At 60.9% G+C, this 20,379-nt stretch carries 12 protein-coding genes and 8 pseudogenes; 5 read left to right on the forward strand and 15 right to left on the reverse strand.

What is annotated here, in order from left to right; all coding sequences use genetic code 11:
* Positions 1-128: 128 nt before the first annotated feature.
* From AB1286_RS32735 to AB1286_RS32755, 5 genes and pseudogenes are all read right to left on the reverse strand, one after another.
* Positions 129-1,379: a cation:proton antiporter gene (locus AB1286_RS32735; RefSeq protein ID WP_430365644.1), complete on the reverse strand. Its 1,251-nt coding sequence runs from the start codon at positions 1,377-1,379 to the stop codon at positions 129-131.
* 13 nt (positions 1,380-1,392) lie between these two features.
* Positions 1,393-2,836: pseudogene (locus AB1286_RS32740) on the reverse strand (NAD(P)/FAD-dependent oxidoreductase).
* A 125-nt stretch (positions 2,837-2,961) separates the two neighbouring features.
* Positions 2,962-3,675 (reverse strand): annotated as a pseudogene (locus AB1286_RS32745) (hypothetical protein).
* Positions 3,676-4,283: 608 nt separating this feature from the next.
* Positions 4,284-4,634 (reverse strand): aldo/keto reductase, encoded by a 351-nt coding sequence (locus AB1286_RS32750; RefSeq protein WP_430367408.1) that lies wholly within the window; start codon positions 4,632-4,634, stop codon positions 4,284-4,286.
* Positions 4,610-5,236, reverse strand: a complete 627-nt coding sequence (locus AB1286_RS32755; protein ID WP_430367409.1) for an aldo/keto reductase — start codon at positions 5,234-5,236, stop codon at positions 4,610-4,612. The genes AB1286_RS32750 and AB1286_RS32755 overlap by 25 nt, the downstream gene beginning before the upstream one ends.
* A 171-nt stretch (positions 5,237-5,407) precedes the next feature.
* Between AB1286_RS32755 and AB1286_RS32760 the strand changes: the two are divergent.
* Positions 5,408-6,307, forward strand: a pseudogene (locus tag AB1286_RS32760) (AraC family transcriptional regulator).
* A gap of 24 nt (positions 6,308-6,331) precedes the next feature.
* On the opposite strand, the gene AB1286_RS32765 reads toward AB1286_RS32760, so the two are convergent.
* Positions 6,332-7,258: a LysR substrate-binding domain-containing protein gene (locus AB1286_RS32765; RefSeq protein ID WP_430365649.1), complete on the reverse strand. Its 927-nt coding sequence runs from the start codon at positions 7,256-7,258 to the stop codon at positions 6,332-6,334.
* Positions 7,259-7,432: 174 nt separating this feature from the next.
* Between AB1286_RS32765 and AB1286_RS32770 the strand changes: the two genes are divergently transcribed.
* A complete protein-coding gene (locus tag AB1286_RS32770; protein ID WP_430365650.1) occupies positions 7,433-7,837 on the forward strand; it encodes a RidA family protein in 405 nt (134 codons plus the stop codon).
* A 34-nt stretch (positions 7,838-7,871) separates the two neighbouring features.
* Positions 7,872-9,329, forward strand: coding sequence for an aldehyde dehydrogenase family protein (locus AB1286_RS32775; RefSeq protein ID WP_430365651.1), 1,458 nt, complete (start codon positions 7,872-7,874; stop codon positions 9,327-9,329).
* A 128-nt stretch (positions 9,330-9,457) separates the two neighbouring features.
* Here AB1286_RS32775 and AB1286_RS32780 read toward each other — a convergent pair whose 3' ends face one another.
* From AB1286_RS32780 to AB1286_RS32800, 5 genes and pseudogenes are all read right to left on the reverse strand, one after another.
* Complete coding sequence (locus AB1286_RS32780) at positions 9,458-10,783, reverse strand: NAD(P)/FAD-dependent oxidoreductase (protein ID WP_430365652.1); 1,326 nt, start codon at positions 10,781-10,783, stop codon at positions 9,458-9,460.
* 2 nt (positions 10,784-10,785) lie between these two features.
* Positions 10,786-11,521 (reverse strand): annotated as a pseudogene (locus AB1286_RS32785) (cupin domain-containing protein).
* Between the two features lie 37 nt (positions 11,522-11,558).
* Positions 11,559-12,227 carry a haloacid dehalogenase type II gene (locus AB1286_RS32790; protein WP_430365654.1) on the reverse strand — a complete coding sequence of 223 codons (669 nt, stop codon included), beginning with the start codon at positions 12,225-12,227 and terminating at the stop codon, positions 11,559-11,561.
* 217 nt (positions 12,228-12,444) lie between these two features.
* Positions 12,445-13,575: a DSD1 family PLP-dependent enzyme gene (locus AB1286_RS32795; RefSeq protein ID WP_430365655.1), complete on the reverse strand. Its 1,131-nt coding sequence runs from the start codon at positions 13,573-13,575 to the stop codon at positions 12,445-12,447.
* 316 nt (positions 13,576-13,891) lie between these two features.
* Entirely contained in the window at positions 13,892-14,188 is a 297-nt protein-coding gene (locus AB1286_RS32800; protein WP_430365656.1) for a hypothetical protein, read from the reverse strand.
* Positions 14,189-14,605: 417 nt separating this feature from the next.
* On the opposite strand from AB1286_RS32800, the pseudogene AB1286_RS32805 reads away from it, so the two are divergent.
* A pseudogene (locus AB1286_RS32805) lies at positions 14,606-14,971 on the forward strand (MASE4 domain-containing protein); the annotation flags it as partial.
* Positions 14,972-15,014: 43 nt separating this feature from the next.
* Entirely contained in the window at positions 15,015-15,851 is an 837-nt protein-coding gene (locus tag AB1286_RS32810) for a GGDEF domain-containing protein (protein WP_430367410.1), read from the forward strand.
* Positions 15,852-15,954: 103 nt separating this feature from the next.
* Here the strand turns inward: AB1286_RS32810 and AB1286_RS32815 are convergent, their stop codons facing one another.
* The 4 genes and pseudogenes from AB1286_RS32815 to AB1286_RS32830 all read right to left on the reverse strand — a co-directional run.
* Positions 15,955-17,427 carry an NAD-dependent succinate-semialdehyde dehydrogenase gene (locus AB1286_RS32815; protein WP_430365658.1) on the reverse strand — a complete coding sequence of 491 codons (1,473 nt, stop codon included), beginning with the start codon at positions 17,425-17,427 and terminating at the stop codon, positions 15,955-15,957.
* Between the two features lie 96 nt (positions 17,428-17,523).
* A pseudogene (locus AB1286_RS32820) lies at positions 17,524-18,611 on the reverse strand (tartrate dehydrogenase).
* A 122-nt stretch (positions 18,612-18,733) separates the two neighbouring features.
* Positions 18,734-19,224, reverse strand: a pseudogene (locus AB1286_RS32825) (Lrp/AsnC family transcriptional regulator).
* Between the two features lie 40 nt (positions 19,225-19,264).
* Positions 19,265-20,379: pseudogene (locus AB1286_RS32830) on the reverse strand (aminotransferase class III-fold pyridoxal phosphate-dependent enzyme); the annotation flags it as partial.

A 20,379-nucleotide genomic window follows, 5' to 3' on the forward strand; every position in this document is an offset into this window, starting at 1 on the left:
TCGCTCACTTGTTCCGACAAGGCTATAGGCCACCAACGCGCGCCCATGCCGCGAGCGGCAAGCGTGGCTGGCGGTAGGCGCGATCCATTCGGCACGTCCATGGTTTCGTTTTCCTAGAAGCTAGAACGTTATCCGGTAGTCGCCGCAGCGGGGCGAAGTGCGTGCCGCCGATGCCGTGCCCATCGGTGCGTGAATTGAGCGCTGACCGCGGTCATGATCAATGTCGCAATGAGCAAGACGGTGTAGAGCGAGGGGCTGATCAACTGCAATTGCAGCCCGATGCTAAGCACCATCAGCTCGACGGTGCCGCGGCTGTTCATCAACGTGCCGATCAAGCGCGACTGCTCGTGATCGATACCGCACAACCGAGCGCCGATATAGCAGCCGCCGAACTTCCCGGCGATGCCGGCGACGAAAAAGAGCATGAGCCAACCCCACAGCGTGGGTGAGTGCAATGCCGAAACGCGTGCCTGCATGCCGGCGCTGACGAAGAACAGAGGCGTGAGCACCAGATCGGCGAGGCCTGAGAACTGGCGCTGCCATAGCTGTAGCAGCTCACGCCTGCGCGACATATTGACGGCGGCGATGAGCGCACCGAACGCGCTATGAAAGCCGAAGGCCGTTGCCGCCCAAGCCGAGAGCAACAGGTAGCAAAGCGCGCAAACGACCATCGCTGAAGTGCCGCTCCAACGCTTGGCGGCGTCGAGCATCGCCAGCACGGCCGCACGCACGATCGTCACCGACACGGCGAAGAAACCCGCTAACATCAGCATGCCGTGCAACGCCGATAGGGCCGAGAATGCCGATGTTGCGATGGCGCCGACGCTGGCAAGCATGAGCCAGCCGACGGCATCGGTGATCGTCGCGGCGAGGATCGACAGACGCGCCGATGCATGCTCCGCGATGTGGGCCTCCTCGATAATGCGTGCCATCACGGGCAAGGCCGACACTGAGAGTGCGATGCCGCAAAAAAGCACGTAGGCGATGCGCGGCACATTCGGCGACGAAAGCGAAGCGTTGCTGAAAGCAGCCAGAGCGCACCCCATGACGAACGGACACGCCATACCGAGGGTGGCGATCGCGACCGGTGTCCAGGTAGCCGAGCGGGTCTTCGGTATCTCCCCGACGATGTGCGCGCCCGTTTGGAACATCAGAAAGACTAGGCCGAGTTCGCCGAGTTTCGCGAGTATCGCCGCCGAGGTAGAGGTGAATAGCGCGTGATAGTGAGCCCCGCCGACTGCGCCGAGTACGGATGGCCCGAGCAGCAGGCCGGCGACGAGCTCGCCGACGACCTTGCCCTGGCCAAGCCGACGCGCCAACGAGCCGCACACCGATGTTGCAACGATCGCCAGACAGAGCTGAAGCATCCAATTGGACATGGGCAAAGCGCCTTTAGACGGTAATTGCGACGCGCTTGAGACCAAGCCTTGGTTTGGTCGCCACATACAGACCATCGAGGGCCATGTCTTCCGACAGGCACGGTAACCCCTCGATGGCGTCGAAGAAGCGCGCATTGTCTTCGGCCTCTTTCGAGCCTACTGCCGTCGTGAGCGCCCCCTTGTCCTTGCGCAGGGCCAGGTTTGCATCGACGCGGCGAGCCATCTCGCCCATCAGGTGCGACGTGACCTGCTCGGCATCGGCGATGTCTTCGAGTCCCGAGACGAGGTTCAGGAATGCACGGCGGATATCGCCGGCTTTGAGCGTGTAGTGGCTAAGTTCGTCGGCCTTGCTGTAATAGCCGAGCTTGCCGTGGGCTTCGTAGAACGTCTGTACGAATACCAGGAAGCGCAAATAGGCCTGGTGGTAGCTATTTCCATAGTAGGTGCCGGCTTCTTGTTCGGTCACCTCGTCGCGCAAAATGCTCGCGATCGAAGCGGCCGAAAGCATGCCGCTGTACATGGCCAGATGCACGCCCGTCGAGAGCAGCGGATCGAGAAAGCATGCGGCGTCGCCGGCCAGGAAAAAGCCCTCTCCTGAAAACTGATCGCTCGTGTATGAATAATCTTGCTCGACTTTTATCGAGGTGGCGAGTCGCCCGTTCTTCGTCAAGTTCGTGATGATAGGGCTCATCGCGATCGCGTCGTCATAGATCTGCTCGAGCGTACGTGTCTTTTTTGCTTCGCTGAATGCGTCGCGGTGCATGACGACCCGACGCTCACGCGCCCGTCCGAGAGGGGAATTCCCCACCACCAGCCGTCGGGGATCGAACTGACGATGATCGCCCCCTCGGCGCAATCGTCGGGCCACGTTACGTCCTCCCAGTACCCCCACGCGGCAATGTTTCGGAAGATGTCGTGATATTTTCGATTGTCGAGATATTGCGTCGACATGAGCCCCTTGCGTCCCGACGCGTCGACCAGGAAATCGAACTCTATCGTCGAGAGTGACTCGCTTCCCTTCGTCGCGCATACCGCGCGGCGCGGGCGGCCGCCTTCGAACTGCAACTGTTGCACCGTCACGCCTTCGCATACGCGTGCGCCCAACATGCGCGCATGGTGCAGCAGTAAATGATCGAACTCCTCGCGCCGCACCTGATAGCTGTACCGGAAGGAGCCGCCGAGTTCGCCGAAATCGAGCGTCCAGGTCTCGCCTTTCCAGTTGAAGTAGGCACCGGGCTTGCGCTGAAATCCGTAGCTGTCGAAGAGCTTGCGGGCACCCATCAACCTAGGATTTCGAGGCACGACGGCAGCAACGATTCGCCGATGTGGTAACGCGGAAACACGTCGCGATCGAGCAGCGTCACCTCGATCCCCTCTCTAGCCAGAAAACCTGCGGTGGTGGCGCCGGCCGGGCCACCGCCGATGACGAGCACCTTCGTATGATGCGGTAGTGACATACTGCCTCCTGGTGGAAAGACGCGAGCGATCGCCGCGGGCGCGCCCGCGCACAACCGGCCAAGGGTGATATTTCCCGCAAGCGACGCCGCGGTCCGAACGAAGAAGCGACGACGTGGTTCGGCTGCTAGGCGATCGTATTCATATCGGCCAGAGCAATCTTGTTGATCTCGTATTTGTGATCGAGAAATTCGCGGAAACTAGCGAAATGGTCGTCGACGATCTCGACGGCTTTCATCCGCATCTCGTCGGACAGCACTTGCTTGAGGAACACCGACGAATCGATCGAATGGTCGAGTTCGTCGTCGATGTGCTCGGCGCCCAGATAGCGCAACACGGCGCCGGTGTCTTCTTCGTACATCGCTGCGAGCTTGCGCGATGTCGTGAAAAAGACCTTGGACGTTGCTTCGCCCGCCTCCATTTGCGCCATCTTCAATAGTGGATCGCTACCGCAGCGGCGCGCGCGGGAAATCAGGGAATACATGTATTTTCGGACGGTGTAGCCGAGGTCGTCCCAGATGATCCGATCGCGGTTTCGCAGTCGGTCGCGCGATTGTTCACGCCAAGCGTCTTGATATCGGAAATCATCATCCGCCAGTGTTTCGGCATCGACGTCGACGTGCGCGTTGATCGCACGCTCGAGCTCCGTCTTGGGATTCTCGTAGTGGTAGTACATCTTGTTGATGTCACGGAATGTCATGGCCAGATGAATCAGCAGCGGCGACCAGATTCGCATCAGCTCCTTGATCTGCGGTACCGATATGTCCTCGAGTTGTGCAAATACCGGATGACTTAGGAGCGCAGCCTTTTCAACACGAATCCTATCGAAAATCTGTTTCATGATCTGATTTCCTATGTTTGAAGGGCGAGAAAAAACGGGGCCGATGCCGGCACGATTTACGTGCTAGAGGACATAGACGGTAAATAGCTATATTCGGAACTACGACGGACCGTATGCCGTGGCAAATATGCCGAAATCGGCAAGGTGTATACACGCTGCCTGAATGAAAAAATGACGAGAAATAGACTGATCGAGCAGTCGCAAGGGGCGCCTTGCGTCTCAGCTATTGTGTTCGCATGCAATAGCAAACGTCGATCAAAGATCTTCGGGCGTACAATAACTACCTATTCAATAGGGCGATCGTCTGATGTAGTGTTCATGTATTAAGGGGTTGGATAAATAGTCGTTTGATGGAAATTGATTTCGGGTTGGAATTCATTCTAGGTTGAAATCGAATATTGTCAAATCAAAACAACTGTCTTGGACTAATCAATGAGCATATAAACCCCCGTTTTCTGGTAGGTTTATTGGTTAATTGAATATAAATTCGTCAATGAAATTGATTCAACGGCGGTTGAAGCATCCGCCGGAATCGTTCGCTGAGTGGGAAGAGGGGGCGGATCGATTCGGTCGACGATCGGGCGTTCCGCGGGGGGAGGGGGGCACATTTACATCTCTTGCTCCCACCAGCCGCGCGTGTTGACATTTGTTGCGTCAGCGATCGCTTCCAGTTCTGCAATGTCCTCGTTGGAAAGCGTCATGCCGGCGGCGCGGGTCAGTCCATCGATATGGTTGGGCTTGGTCACGCCGATGATCGGTGTCGTACCTTTGGCAATGGCCCAAGCTGTCGCGACGTCGGGCGCTGCTGCGCCTTGTCTCCGGCCGATCGTGGCGAGCTTGTCCGTCAGCACCGTCAGTTGAGGCAGCATGCCATTGTAAATTTCGGCGCGATTGCTGCCTGCCGGTAGAGGGTGCTCCGGACTGTACTTTCCGCTTAAGGCCCCCTGTTCAAGCACCATATAGGCGAAAAACGGGACGCCTTGGCTGCCGCAGTAGTCCAAGATGCGGCATCTTCAGCGCTGCGGTACAGGAGGCTATAGTGGTTTTGCACCGCTTCGATACGGAACCCGGCGCCGCGTAAGATCCGGTCGGCGAGTTCGATCTGGCTCAGATTATGATTCGATACGCCGACATGCTTGACCTTCCCGTTTTCGAGCAACGGGATCAGCTGAGGCGTCCAGCGTGCTACATCGGCCGGATTGTGAATCCAGTAAAGATCGATGTAGTCGGTACCGAGGCGGCTTAGACTTTGTTCCAGCATGTCCGCTACCGGATGGTCGCAGGTTGCCGCAGCCTGTGGAGTGAATTTCGTGGAGAGCTGATAGTCATTGCGAGCGTAGCGTTTCAGTACCTTTCCGAGCATGCGCTCCGAACGCCCCATACCGTATACCACGGCGGTATCCCACAGGCTGAAGCCTCCGGCGTGGGCCCTGTCTGCGACTTCTTCCAAACCCGACTGAGTCAGCCGGCTACCGAAGTAGCCGTCGCCAGTCTCGCCGCTATCGCCCCACGCCCAGGTGCCCAATGCTATCGTGGGGTTCTTAAGTTTATCGATCGTCATCTTCGCTCCATACTTGTTGAGCGGCTAAGCCTGCTGTGACCTAGACGCGCGAACATGGTGATGCGTTGCGTGGCCGAACCGGTAGCCCGATTCACCGAGATTGCTGCCCAATCCTCCAGAGACCGCGGGTTCGCATTGCCGTCTTGCAGCACCCGTGCGATTGTCTTATCCATGGAAAAACTGACAGAAATCGGGGCCCTGATTGCCCGGCATACGTCCAGGATGGCTTTCATGCCACCCCCATCGAACGTGTCACGCTTGTTCGATCCTCCACGGTGACGATGCCGATGCCGAATGTGTACCGGCCGCAACTGTGCCTCGTCGTGCAGGGGCAAAAGGAGGTCACGTTGGGCGATCACGTGTTCAGATATGCGCCGGGGCGCTATGGGATCGTGACCCACGACCTGCCGGTGACGGGCCAAGTGATCGAGGCGACGCCTGAGAAGCCTTATCTCTGTCTATACCTCGATTTCGATCCCGTCATGCTGGGGCAGTTGACGTTGCGTGTGCCGTCGCCGCCGGCATCGACTGCTCCGCCCGTAGGGAAGACCGTTTCCCCCCGCCAACGCGGGTCTGCTCGACGCGGCGCTGCGTCTGCTGCGCTTGCTCGACGAGCCGGCCGCGGTGCCTGTGCTCGGGCCGCTTGCCGAGCAAGAAATGCTCTATCGCTTACTCACCGGCCCCGACGGTGTCAGGATGCGTCACATCACCGCGAGCCAAGGTCGGGTGGCTCAGGTCGGCCGCGCCATCGCTTGGATCGCACAAAACTTTAAGGAGCGATTCAGCATCGAGAGACTTGCTGCGGAAGTAGGAATGAGTTCGTCGAGCCTGCACGAACATTTTCGGGGCGTGACGGCCATGACGCCGCTGCAATTCCAAAAACAACTCAGGCTACAGGAAGCCCGTAGCTTGATGCTGGTGCAGGATCTCGACGCTACCACGGCCGCCTTTTGCGTAGGCTACGAAAGCCCCTCGCAATTCACGCGAGAATATCGGCGTCACTTTGGAGAACCGCCGGCGCGTGACATCGCGCGTCTGCGCGCTTCGCCGGGTTTGGCCGTTGTGACTTGAGTTCTCCTTTAGGATTTGCGCACCTCAATGTCGAACCCGCCAGGGCACCGGATTGAATGCTTCCTTCGCGGCTTGCAGGAACACGCGTTGACGAATCGTCAAACCCTCGCGCGTGGGCGTCAAGGCGATCACCGGTGCCGGCTCGAGGCGCCATGCCGGCAAGACGCGTTTGAGTTTTCCTTCTTCGATCAACCGCGAACAATCCCATTCTGATCGCGCGACCACGCCAAGACCGTCGACCGCCCAGTCTCTGACCACTGTTCCGTCGTTCGAAGACAATGCGCTGCTTAACCGAACCGTTACGGCCTTGCCAATTCGTTTTCCCGCGGCATCGTGTTGAGTGAAACGCAGGCGGGTCACATCTTCATCGTTTTCTCGCAGGGTGAGGTAAGGGTGCCGTGTGAGCTCGGACGGATGCTTGAGTTTCGAGAGGCTTCGCGCCAAAGCAGGGCTTGCGCAAAGGAAGCGGTCGTTCGGGGCTAAAAAATGTCCTACCCAGGAGGACCCTTTGATGTGCCCGATGGAAATGACCGCGTCGGCGCCCGACGCGGCATCGAGAGGACTTTCGGCCAGGATGAGCGAAATCATGAGATTGGGATGCGAACGATGCAGATCCCGAACGAGCGGCGCGACGAATTCACGACCGAATCCGAATGGCGCAACGATACGCAAATGGCCGCTCACGCCGCTCGACTCTCCGGAAATGCGCGACGGGATGGATTCGATCCGCTCGAGAATGTCGATGGCTTCCTGCACCAAGCGCTGGCCCTCTTCAGTGAGGGAAATCCCTCTGGCGGCGCGTGTGGCAAGACGCAATCCTATACGTTCTTCGATGCGTTGAAGCCGTACCGTGACGGCGGGCGGCGTGAGGTCCAACAGCCGCGCGGCCGCAGCGAGCGATTGCGACGCACCGAGCGCACGCAGCAGTTGCATGTCTTCCAACTGAAGCATTAAGACCTCGTTAACGATGAATTCATGAGTTATTAAACACGGCGAAAATATTTTTTTCTATAGTGGGCGGCGTGAGTCTGGTGCCGTCAACGGCGCCGATCCAAAAAGCGCTGGCTTTCGTCGCTTCCAGCGAAGGAGCTAGGCATCTTTCCATTTATAGCGACCGTGATCTTTATGGATCAGAGCGAGCAAGGTGAACAGGCCCCTCGAACGGTGAACCCCACCGGACTCGCTACGCCGGGAGGACACTACAGCCACGTCTCGATCGCGAATGGCCTGGTTTTTGTGTCGGGGCAGCTTCCGATCGATGCGACGGGCCGCAAACTGACGGACGGGCCGTTCGAAGCCCAAGCCGAGCAGGTGTTGGCCAATTTGGCTTGTGCACTGGCCGGCGCGGGCAGCGACGTCACGAAACTGGTCCAGGTCCGGGTCTATATCGTCGATATCGAGTATTGGCCGAGTTTCAACGCGATATACGCGCGTTGGACCGGAGAGGCGAAACCCGCGCGTGCCGTTGTCCCCGTTCCCGCACTGCACTTCGGTCTGAAGATCGAGGTAGAGGCGGTGGCGATGGTGTAGGCGGCCTCGTGCGACGGCATAGGGACACACAGCAATGACTTCACCTGTTTCTCACCTCATGCAAGCGAGACGGCTCGATCGGTTCTTTATCGGGGGCGAGTGGGTAACGCCCGACGGTACCGATCGCATAGCGGTCGTTTCACCGTCCACCGAAAAAGCAATCTGCGAAATTCCGCTGGGCAACGCGCGCGACGTCGAGCGGGCCGTATGTGCGGCGCGCAAAGCGTTTGCCGGTTGGTCGGCGACTTCGCCGCAAGAACGCGCGACACTGCTCGACCGCATTCACACCTTGCTACTGGAGCGCACCGAGCTATTCGCCGCTGCGCTGGCAACGGAGATGGGTGCGCCTATCAGCTATGCGCGCGCCGCTCATGTGCCGCTCGCGGCCGAGCATATCCGTGTCGCGCGCGATAACCTAGCGAGTTACTCGTTCCGAATTCAGCGGGGTACGACGGCGGTGGTTCGCGAGCCGATCGGCGTATGCGCCCTGATCACGCCGTGGAACTGGCCCATTTACCAAATCACGGCCAAGGTCGGTCCTGCCCTGGCCGCAGGATGCACGGTGGTTTTGAAACCAAGCGAGCTTTCGCCGCTAAGCGCGTTGTTATTTGCGGAAGTCATAGAGGATGCGGGCGTCCCGGCGGGCGTGTTCAATCTCGTGAGCGGCAGCGGCGCGGAGGTCGGCGCCGCGCTGGCATCGCACCCTCACGTCGATATGGTCTCGATCACCGGGTCGACGCGTGCGGGCGTGCTGGTCGCGCAAGCGGCCGCTCCAACGGTCAAGCGCGTGGCGCAAGAGTTGGGCGGCAAGTCGCCCAACGTCGTGCTGCCCGATGCCGATTTGCCGCGTGCCGTCTCGCTTGGCGTTGCCGCGGCGTTTCGGAATATGGGCCAGTCGTGCAGCGCGCCGACGCGCATGATCGTACCGCGCAACCTCTTGGGCGAAGTCGAAGCATTGGCCCTCGCCGCTGTGGACAAGATCATCGTGGGCGATCCATTCGACGAAGCCACGACGCACGGTCCGTTGGCCAATCGCGCGCAATTTTTGCGTGTGCAAGAGATGATCGGGGCGGGCATCGCCGAGCAGGCCAAGTTGATCGTCGGCGGGCTAGGAAGGCCCGCGGCATTCGGCGAGGGTTTCTATGCGCGGCCTACTATCTTTTCCGATGTCCGTACCGATATGAAAATCGCCCGGGAGGAGATCTTCGGCCCGGTCCTCGCCATCCTTCCCTACGATTCGGTCGAAGAAGCGATCACCATCGCGAACGATACGGTCTACGGACTAGGTGCCCATGTGCAAGGCACGGATAAGATGCTGGTGCGTGCGGTTGCCGCGCGCATTCAGTCGGGCCAGGTGCATCTGAATTACCCGGCATGGGACCCGCAAGCGCCGTTCGGCGGGTATAAGCAGTCCGGGAACGGCCGAGAGTATGGCATCGAAGGCATGGAAGAATTCATGGAGGTGAAGTCGATTCTCGGCTACTACGATTGATAGCCGCCGCATATGACGCGGCGATGCCGAGAATTCGAATCCGATGTTTTTAAAGCGGCCTAGTTTGAAGACCTGCGCCATTTACGAGACTTATTGCGTCTCTCTGGCGCAGCCCTAATCCTTAGCCGCTAAAAATCGGCCACCTTGCCCCACGCGGTGTCGGCGAATCGAGCGGGCCGATAGGGAGCAGGGTCGACGATCGGGTTCGCTCCGGTGGCGAGATCGGCCACCAAGTGCCCGGCGCCGGGCCCGATGCCGAAACCATGGCCCGAAAAACCTGCTGCCAAGATCAAGCCGGGCACGCCCGGCACTTCGCCGATGCCCGGAACGCCATCGGGCGTGCTGTCGACGAAACCGGCCCACGCGTGCGTGATCTTGGCCTGGCCGAGCTCGGGTAGCAATGCGACCGCACGGCGATGGGTTTCGGCAATGGTCGGCCGATCGGGCTTCGGATCGAGAATGCGCACGCGCTCCATCGGGGTCGGCTCATCGAGCCGCCACCGTTTCAGCGTTTCATGGCCGCCGCGAACGCCCTCTAGGCCGCCTGGAAGAAGGCTACGCCAGCGTTTGGCGAACATCGGCAGGAACTGCGGAGCGAACCGCAGGAACTGCGGCGTCACATCGACGCGCGCACGTCCGCTAATAGCCAGTGCATAGCGTCCGTCGCTGCGGCGAGTAATGGACACCCCGGAAGTGAATAGCGCATCGGGCAAGCGATGTTCCACCGGCGACACGCTAAGAATGGATTGGCGGATCGATGCCTGAGGAAACCGGATGCCCAACTGACGGCAGAACGCGGAAGCCCACGCGCCACCGGCCAGCACCACGGTACGCGTCTTGATGACGCCGGCTTCCGTGACGACGCCGCAGACCCGCCCGCCTTCCAACTCGATGCCGCGTGCCGCGCAGTGCTGCGTGACGCTACCGCCGAGCTTCATCAGCGCAGCTGCCACGGCCGGCGCCGCCTTCGCAGGGTCAGCCGTACCGTCGCTCGGCGAAAACACGCCGCCTTTCCAGGCTCGCCCCGTCGCCTTCCCTCGCTCGGCCGCTTGCCGGCTATCGAGCATGTAAGTGGTGACGCCTGCCGTCTTCGCGAACTCGCCCCAACTGGCCCAGCGCGACAGTTCGGCGTCGTCGTTGCTCAGATACAGCAGCCCGCAACGATGAAAGCCGGTGTCCTCACCCGATTCGATGCCGAAGCGCTCCCACAGATCGATGCTCTTGCTTGCCATCGGCAACTCGCGCTCGTCGCGGTTTTGCTGCCGGCACCAGCCCCAATTGCGGCTCGACTGCTCGGCGCCGATCCTTCCCTTCTCGACCAGGGCGACCGACGCCCCACGCTGGGCCATGTAATAGGCGGCAAAGACACCGATGATGCCGCCTCCGATGACGACGACGTCAGCGAAGGCCGGCAGCGTGGGCGAAGTGTGTATGGGGCGCAGCGGAGGGGACATGATTAAGCTCGTTCGATTGAGGCCTGGACGTTCTGAACAACGTAAAACTTCGCAACGCGATCGCCGCTTTCCCATCCGATCGGCGTGTCCTTCGGCACGAAGATCGCGTCGCCGGTATCGAGCGACAGCACGCTGCCGTCGGGCGCGGCGAACCGCACGCTGCCGGCCAAGAGACACATGAATTCGTTCACAGCGATGCGGGCGAACGATCCGATGATAGGGCGTCGAATCCCACGTGCCCGCGCTGTAAGCCGTGCCGTCATCGGCGAAGATATTGTCGCTCCGGCACTGCGGGGCCGGGCCGAGCAGTACTTCAGCCGGTAGGGAAGCGGATGGCTTGAAGTCGGCCTCCGCGCGCAAGGGGAATAGGCCGCTCGTCATCGATTCCTTGCAGGCGGCCGCGCAGAACACGAAAAGCACGCGCGATTCGGCGCTGATGCGAAGCGAGGTGCCCGCGCCGATAACGGCCCCCTCTTGCGGACCGAGTGACAACGGCGCCATACCGGCCGCTTCCAATGTGAGTTTGCCTTCGACGACGACGATGGTTTCGATATGGGGGAAGGTCGGCACGTCGAGTTGGCCGATGAAACTGATTCGACCCGCGGTAATCGAGTCGGGGCCTTCCCAGGCGATTTCCCGACTTCGCGCAAATGGATCGTTCCGGCCGAATGCACCTCTGCGGAAAGCGGTTGATAAAGAGGCACCGTCGGCGCGGTGCAGTACGAACGCTGCGTTCACATGTGCTCCTATGGCGTGTGCGAATGACCGGAAGCGGTTAGAGGCCGAGTTGTTCGGCCAACTCGATGATGCTTTTAACGGGGGTGTACCCGTATTCCGGTGCTTCCGGTTCATGCCCACGCAGCACGTGAGCTTTGTGGACGATACCCAGGTCGTGCGCGGTCATGAGGTCGTAGCGCGGGCTCGACGAGACATGCAGAATTTCGTGCGGCTGCACGTCAAGCTTCTTGAACATGTATTCGAAGCCTTGCATGCGCGGTTTGTACGCGCCGGCGTCTTCCGCCGTGATGACGGCATGAAACGGCGCGCCGAGCTTTTCGATATTGCTCGTGATCTGCGCGTTGTCGGCGTTGGTCAGGCCGACCAGCTTGTATTTCTTTGCCAGACGCGAGAGTCCCTCGGGGACATCCGGATGCGGTCCCCACGTCGGCACCGCCACGTAGAACTTTTCGGCCTCGCTTTCGATGAAAGGCACGCCGGTCCGCTCGCAGGTGCGGCGCACCGAATTGACGACGACGTCGCGATAGGGCTTCCAGGCGCCGAGCACTTCGTCGCGTCGATAGGCGGCGAACAGCTTGACGAAATTTTCCATGGCGTCGCCGCGCAGACGGTTGCCGTAAATCTCTCGCGCCATGTCGGCCATGCGGAAGTTGACGAGCGTACCGTAGCAATCGAACGTAATGAATTTCGGCTCGAAGTCGATCATGTCTTCAGTCTCGATAAGTGACGAATCCCGAGGGATGCTTGAATGAGAGGGCTTGCCGATATATTTCGGGCGCGCGCCGACGGAAAGATCGGTAGCTGAAATTTAAGCAAGAATGCGTTCGCAACGACGCCGAATTCATCGGCGAAAAGCACAGTTTTTAGCCGTTTTCGAGGGGCTTCGCGGCAGTTTCTGCGGCGTGAAGCGGGGGACGTTGTCCTTACCAGCCATAGAAGCGAGGCCAGGTTTCGATGCTGCCGTCCGGATTGACGGCCCGATAGGCGGGATGCTGGGCGCCGGTGGCGCAGGCATGGTTGGGCAGAATGCGTAGACGCGTGCCGATCGGAAACCGCTCACCGATCTCGAGATCCGGCGAACCGGCCCGGGAGATGATGCCGTGTTCCTGGTTTGCGCCGCTTAACACATACTCGCCCAGCGCCTCGCCGTTTTCGAGGCAGACGAGCCCGTAGCCGAAATCGCGTTTTTGGCGCTGGGTGCCGCGATCGCGGCTCATGGCCATCCAACCCGCGTCCACAATGGCCCAGCCTTTCTCGCTCTGGTGGCCGATCACTGTCGTCAATACGCTCAATGCAATATCGGAAGTGTCGTTGACGCCCACGTTATGCATGACGAGGTCGAACATGACATAGACCCCCGCACGGACCTCCGTGATGCCATCGAGATGCTCGGCGGCCAGAGCGGTCGGCGTCGAACCGATGCTGACGACATCGCACCTCAAGCCCGCCGACCGAATGCGCTCGGCAGCGCGCACGCAGCGCGAACGTTCTTGTTCGGCGATGCGGACCAATTCGGCGGGCGTGTCGTAATCGTAGCTGGACCCCGCATGGGCCAAAACGCCGCCGAGATGCATCCCGCCGTCGGATAGCGTGGTCGCGACGTCGAGGAGTGCATCGTCGTCAGGCGCAATACCTGATCGATGGCCATCCACATCGATCTCGATCCAAACCTCGAAGGGTTCGGCGTGCTCTCGGCCGAAGGCGACGATCGCTTGCGCACAGGCTACGCTGTCGGCGACGATCTTCAGAGCGCAGCCTTGCCGCCGAAGCGCATGGGCCTGCGCAAGTTTCGCCGGGGCCATGCCGACCGCATAGACGATGTCTCCGATCCCGCTTGCAAAGAACTGCTCGGCTTCTTTGAGTGTCGATACGGTAATGCCGCGTGCGCCGGCGTCCATCTGCGCCTTGACCACTTGCTCGCATTTGGTTGTCTTGACGTGTGGCCGAAAACTCACGCCGAGCGTATTCATGCGCTGCTGCATTCGCTCGATGTTGCGGCGCATTTGCGCGACGTCGATCAATGCTGCGGGCGTGTTCAGCGACTCGAAATTCATCTGCGGCTCCTGTCGATTCATTGTGCGATCGGCTTTTGGGTGCCGACAACGCGCATAAGCAGGAGCCACTATAAAAGTTCATCCCCAAATTGTGCTTAATGAGGAATAAACCGGTCGTTAAGCGTTGTTGAATGGTAGGTGCGGCCCTTCCTGGTATGGGGATCGGATTACTTGCTTATGCGACTGCGCTCGTGCGCAGTACAGGATCGCGAAGGGAGGTGGATGATCGTTGGTGCCGCTCGAAAGCGATAGAAACGGCGCAATACTCAATCGCCGACAAGTTACGTATTGCGCCGCCGCCGATAGTCAGATTCGCTTAGAACGCAGACCAGGGCGTCCAGCTCGCGTCAGGGTTTGGCGTCGTTTTCCAGCAACTTACGGTGTTCCCATTCCGATCGGTTGCAAACAACTGAATCCGTTTATCGGACAAGTAACCGACCGCAATGCTCGTCGCTCCTCCATTGGGCGTTTGGAAGGGCTGCCATGCGGTCCACCCCGAATCCGGATTGGTTGTTTCCTTCCACCTGCTTGCAAGCTGACCGTTGCTATCCACGGCAAAGACCTGAATCCTGCCGTCTTCAAGATCGCCGGCGCTGATAAATACTCGGGACATGGTCATCTCCTGTATCGCAAAGTCTCACGACTCGTGTGGGTTGTTTGGATTTAGTTATGTCGCTTCCTCCCTATTCATATTGTTAGACCGTTGAAAGCAACAGATCTACCTGTCTACATTGATAGGGAGGCTCCGTGCGGACACGGGTATTGCTGCGCGCGGATGCTCGTCGTACAGCCTGCTTGGCCGCAATGCAAGTGCGTATTCTTCTGGATCCAGTGGACTATGTTTCAAGAGTAGGATCGATGCGTCAATTTTTGTGCTCCGGCACTCAACGCAACGCTCACCTTGTCGACAAGCTACTCACTTAACGCACCGTCCACGCCCCGGCATCGACTCATCGCTGCAATCGTGGGTCTGCTCCTGGTCTTAGGGGCGGTTCTCGTTTGGCCGCGCGCCAGCACGCCGGCCCCCGTTGTGGAACCGTTTCTGCCGATGTTCGGCATGGCCGTCTTATTGACCGAAGGTCTGACGGCCCATCTGCTCTATACGCAGTACTCGGTATCGGGTCGCCCTATTTACGCGGCGCTAAGCGGCGCATACCTGTTCGCGGCCATTTCCGTGGCCGTCCAAATGCTCGCATTTCCGGGCGTCTTCTCCCCTACGGGATTGCTAGGCGCCGGCGCGCAATCGGCCGTATGGATTTGGGTGTTCTGGCACGGCGGTTTTCCGGCGCTCGTTGCCGCGTCATTGGCGTTGCGCCGCGTGTTCCCGCGCGGGTCGCAGCGCCGGGGATACAAATGGCTCATCGCGGCATGCCTCACGGCGGGCGCGGCCCTCATTGCGAGTGCGGCGTGCTATGTCGCAATCGAACATGTAGTCTGGTTTGCCGGATCTGATCGCGGGCAGCTCGTACCGGGCCTTGGCCGAGAACCCTATCGCGATCGCTGTCGTTTGCATCAACATAGGCACCTTCGTCGGCCTCGTCGCGACGACGCGGTTGCGCACGATGCTCGAACTATGGCTGGCGATTGCGCTGCTGGCCGGCTCCGTCGATGTGGTGCTGACGATACACGCGGGCGCGCGCTATAGCCTGGGTTGGTACACCGCGCGGATCGCGGCGGTGTGCGCGTCGAGTGCCGTTCTAGGCATGCTGCTGCGGGAGATCAGCCATTTGTATCGAAGCTTGCATCGCGCGCACGAATCGTTGATCCAGTCTTCGCTGCGCGACGGGTTGACGAAAACATTCAACCGTCAGTACTTTGATACGCAGTATCCCGACCTGCTCGACGTCTCGGCCAACGCGGGCCGGCCGCTATCCGTTCTCATGGTCGACATCGACTACTTCAAGCAATTCAATGACAACTTCGGCCATCGCGCGGGCGACGATTGCCTGCGGGCCGTCGCATCGGCGTTGCAAAGCGGGCTCAGGCGGCCCTGGGATTTCGTCGCGCGGTTCGGTGGCGAGGAATTCGTCGTGGTGCTGCCGAACTGCGATACGTCAACGGCTCGCGAGGTCGCCGAGTCTTTGCGTCGCGCCGTGGAAGCGCTCGATATTTCCGCTCCGCACTCGCCGCAGGGCCGCGTGACGATATCGATCGGTGTCTCCACATCTGCGCCGCAAGGTTCCGCGACGCCGGGCGAGTTGCTCGAAGAAGCGGATCGCGGGCTTTATCGCGCGAAGCGGGCCGGCAGAAACCGCGTCGAGGCCGACGCGGCGTAGAGGCGCTTTTCCCGTAACGTTTGCGCCATTGGGGGCGTGTGGCGTGAGCGAACGGCGAGTGGTGCCGCATCGCGCCGCTCGCCGATTGCCACGCGCGTGCTAGCTAAGCTAGATTGCCCTGACACAAATACTTGATCGACAAATAGTCGTCGAGACCGTATTTCGAGCCTTCCCGTCCATAACCCGATTCTTTCACGCCGCCGAACGGCGCGGCCTCGCTCGAGATCGCGCCTTCGTTGATTCCGACGAGCCCGGCCTCCAGTGCGCGCGAGACGCGGTCGATTCGCTTCATGTCGTTGCTATAGAAATACGAGGCCAGTCCGTACGGGGTGGCGTTCGCCGCTTCAATCGCTTCGTGTTCCGCTTCGAAACGGAAGAGCGGGACGACCGGGCCGAACGTCTCTTCGTCGCATAGCAGCATGCTTGTATTCGCATCGGCGAGTACCGTCGGTGCGTAGAAGTTGGCGCCGAGTTCGGCAAGACGCGCGCCGCCCGTTAATAGACGAGCGCCGTGCGTCAGTGCGTCGTCGACGTGCCGCGCGATCTTATCCACCGCGCGTGCATTGATCATCGGGCCGATCTGAGTCGATGCGTCGCTCGCCGGACCGACCGTCAAAGCACGCACGCGTTCGGCCAGCAACGCCGCGAAGCGCTCGTACACACCCGCTTGCACATAAACGCGGTTGGGACACACGCAGGTTTGCCCACCGTTGCGGAATTTCGAAACGATGAGCCCGGCTACGGCAGCGTCGAGATCGGCATCGTCGAACACGATGAACGGTGCGTTGCCGCCTAATTCGAGCGAGAGCTTCTTCAGCGTATCGGCCGATTCGCGCGCCAGGTGCTTGCCGACAGCCGTCGATCCCGTGAACGTAATCTTGCGTACGCGCGTATCGTGCAGCCAGTCGGCTACCGCTTCCACGCCGCGTCCGCGTGAGGCGGTGACGAGGTTCAACACGCCGGGCGGCACGCCGGCTTCATGCGCAAGCAAGACGAGCGCCGATGCCGTGAGCGGCGTGTCTTCGGCCGGTTTGCCGACGACCGTGCACCCGGCTGCCAACGCGGGGGCAATCTTGCGCGCGATCATCGCCAGCGGAAAATTCCACGGCGTGACGGCCGCCACGATCCCGATCGGTTCCTTGATCGCGCTCATCCGTTTGCCGCGCTGCTGCTGGGGAATCAAGTCGCCGTAGATGCGCGTGGCTTCCTCGGCGAACCATGCGACATACGACGCGCCGTAGGCTACTTCGCCGCGCCCTTCGGCAAGCGGCTTGCCTTGCTCGCGCGAGATCAAGGCGCCGAGGGCATCTTGGTTCGCGACGATGAGGGCATGCCAGCGCCGTAGGATCTCGGCGCGCTCTTTCGGCAACGTCTCGCGCCAAGCGGGCAGGGCGGCTGCGGCCGCGTCGGTCGCGGCGCGTGCATCGGCGACGTGGCTGTCGGCCACTTCGGCAATGAGCGTGCCGTCCGCGGGATTCGTGACGGGGAACAGCGCGCCGTCTGCGGCGGGCACCCACCGCCCGCCGATAAAGTTAGCCGTGCGTATCAGCGCTTCCGGCTCGAACTTAGTCGTCATGGTCGATCTTCCTTTCGTCGATTTCGGTATTCGGTCGGCGGCTCGTCGGTGCTCTGTCATACCGCAGGCAAGGCGGCCGCGCTATTCGCTATTGCCTTAGAGGTCCGCCACACGAGCGGCGATCGCGGCGCCCACGTCGGCCGTCTTCGCATTGCCGCCGAGATCGCCGGTGCGGGGGCCCGCCTTCAACGTCGCCTCGATGGCCGCGAGGATGGCATCGTGAGCCTCGCGTTCCCGACCGCCGTGATGGCCGAGGAAATCGAGCATCATCGCCGCCGACCAGATCATTGCGATCGGGTTGGCGATGCCTTTGCCCGCGATGTCGGGGGCCGAACCGTGTACGGGCTCGAAGAGCGACGGAAACGCGCGATCGGGGTTCAGATTGGCCGACGGCGCGAGCCCGATCGTGCCGGTGCAGGCCGGGCCGAGATCGGAGAGGATGTCGCCGAATAGGTTCGTTGCGACGACGACGTCGAAGCGATCCGGGTTCAGTACGAAGCGCGCGCAAAGAATGTCGATGTGCTGCTTGTCCCAGGCGACGTCGGGGTAGGCGGCGGCGACTTCGGCCGCACGCGCGTCCCACCAGGGCATGCTGATCGCGATGCCGTTGCTCTTCGTGGCGACCGTCAACTTTTTCTTGGCGCGCCGCTGCGCCAAATCGAACGCGAACTTGAGCACCCGCTCGCTGCCGCGTCGCGTAAAGATCGATTCCTGAACGACGAATTCGCGCTCCGTTCCCTCGAACATCACGCCGCCCACGGACGAGTATTCGCCCTCGGTGTTTTCGCGCACGATCCAAAAGTCGATATCGCCGGCACGCCGCCCGGCAAGCGGCGACGGTACGCCTTCGAACAGCCGGGCGGGACGCAAATTGATGTATTGATCGAACTCGCGCCGAAACTTGAGCAGCGAGCCCCAGAGGGAGATATGGTCCGGCACCTTCGCGGGCCATCCCACGGCGCCGAACAGAATCGCATCGCAACGCGTAAGCTGGGCTTTCCAGTCGTCCGGCATCATCCGGCGTGCTTTTCGTAGTAATCGCAACTTGCCCAATCGATATGCTCGTATTCGAGCGAGATGCCGAAGCGCCGGCTTGCCGCATCGAGTACGCGCAAGCCTTCGGGCATCACTTCGGTACCGATGCCGTCGCCGGGTATGACGGCGATTCGATATGTGCCAGCCATGACGGGAATGCCTCCTTGAAGCCGAATGTTCTGAACGAGAAATCGGATGCCGGCGCGGACGATGGCGCGCGATGCGCCCCGCGCACGTGCGCGAGCACGTGCTCGAGCGACGAAAGCGCGTTTTACGACTGCGGGAACAGCACCTCGAGCGGATAGTGCGTTTTAACGAAAGGCGATTTGATGATGACGTAGCTGAAATACTTTTCGATGCCGATGTCGCGTTCGAGCAGACCTTCGATCACGCTCTGATAGTGGCTGACGCTGCGCGTCACGAACTTGAGCAGGTAATCGTAGCCGCCGCTGGCCAGATGGCATTCGATGATCTCGTCGACATCCTTGATCGCGGCGACGAAGCGAATGAAATCCTCGCGGCGGTGATCGGCGAGCGTGACCTCGGTGAAAACGATCTGAACGTCGCCGAGCTTTTCGAGCTGTATCTGCGCGCCGTAGCCGACGATATAGCCGCTTTCTCCAATCGCTTGACGCGAATCAAACAGGGACTCGGCGACAAGCCGACCGCATCGGCGAGTTCGACGTTAGTGATACGTCCGCGCTTTTGAAGTTGCGAAAGGATCCGTAGATCGATCCGGTCAAGCTTGCAATCTCCGCTCATCTTTGTGTCGCCCGAGTCGTGCCGCTAACGAGCGATTACTTTAGCACGCGACCGCGCGGGCTTTGCGATCGATTGCGGCCCGCACGTCGGGCTCGGCGAGGACGTCGTCGAGCGTACGCCGCAGGCGCTCGAACAACAGGTCGAACTCGTCGGCCGTGTACGACAGCGCAGGCGCGAAGCCGAGGATATTGTCGCCGAAGGCCCGGAAGATCAACCGATTGCGATATGCGGCGGCGGCGATGCGATCGGGTAGCTTCAGCGCGGCATCGAAGCCGCTTTTGGTTTCCTTGTCCGCAACGAGTTCGAGCGCGCCGAGCAGCCCCGATGACGCGAATCGCCTACGAGCGGATGCTCGAGCAGGGCGTCGAGCCCTTGCGCGAAGCGCGGCGCTAACGTCTGCGCATTGGCCAGCAATCCGCCCTCGTGGTACAGACGCATGACCTCGAGCGCGATCGCCGCGCTGACCGGTGCGCGCTATAGGTGTAGCCGTGTCCGATCGGGGCGTCGGGGCTTGCGTCGGCGATGGCGCGATAGAGTTCGTCCGACATGAGCACGGCGCCCATCGGCGCATAGCCTGCCGTCAGTCCTTCGCAACGGTCATGAGGTCGGGCTCCACGTGCTCGGCTTCGCATGCGAAGAGCGGACCGGTGCGCCCGAACCCGGTGATGACTTCGTCGGCCACGAATAGGATGCCGAGCGCGCGGCATGCATCGCGCATCGCTTTGAGCCATCCGACCGGCGGCACGATCACCCCGCCTGAACCCTGGATCGGCTCGCAAAAGAACGCGGCGACGTTGTCCGCGCCGAGTTCGTCCACTTTGGCGCGAAGCATGGAGACCGAGGCTTCGATGAGCGCGGCATCGTCGGCGAAGCTGTTGCGGTAGGCGTAAGGCGATGCGATGTAATGCTGGTGCGGCAGCGGCAGATCGAAATGCCGATGAAAGGTTGGTAGAGCGGTCAGGCCCGAGCCCACCGACGACGACCCGTGATACCCGCGCTCGAGCGAGATGAATTGCTTCTTGTGCGGACGCCCCGTGGCGTTGAAGTAATGCGTGATGAAGCGCACGGCGGAATCGACGGCATCGGAGCCGCCCAGCGTGAAATAGACATGTTGTAGCGAAGCGGGGGCGCGTTCGACGAGCTGGGCCGCCAGTT

Source organism: Trinickia sp. NRRL B-1857, assembly GCF_050470685.1.
GTDB lineage: Bacteria > Pseudomonadota > Gammaproteobacteria > Burkholderiales > Burkholderiaceae > Trinickia.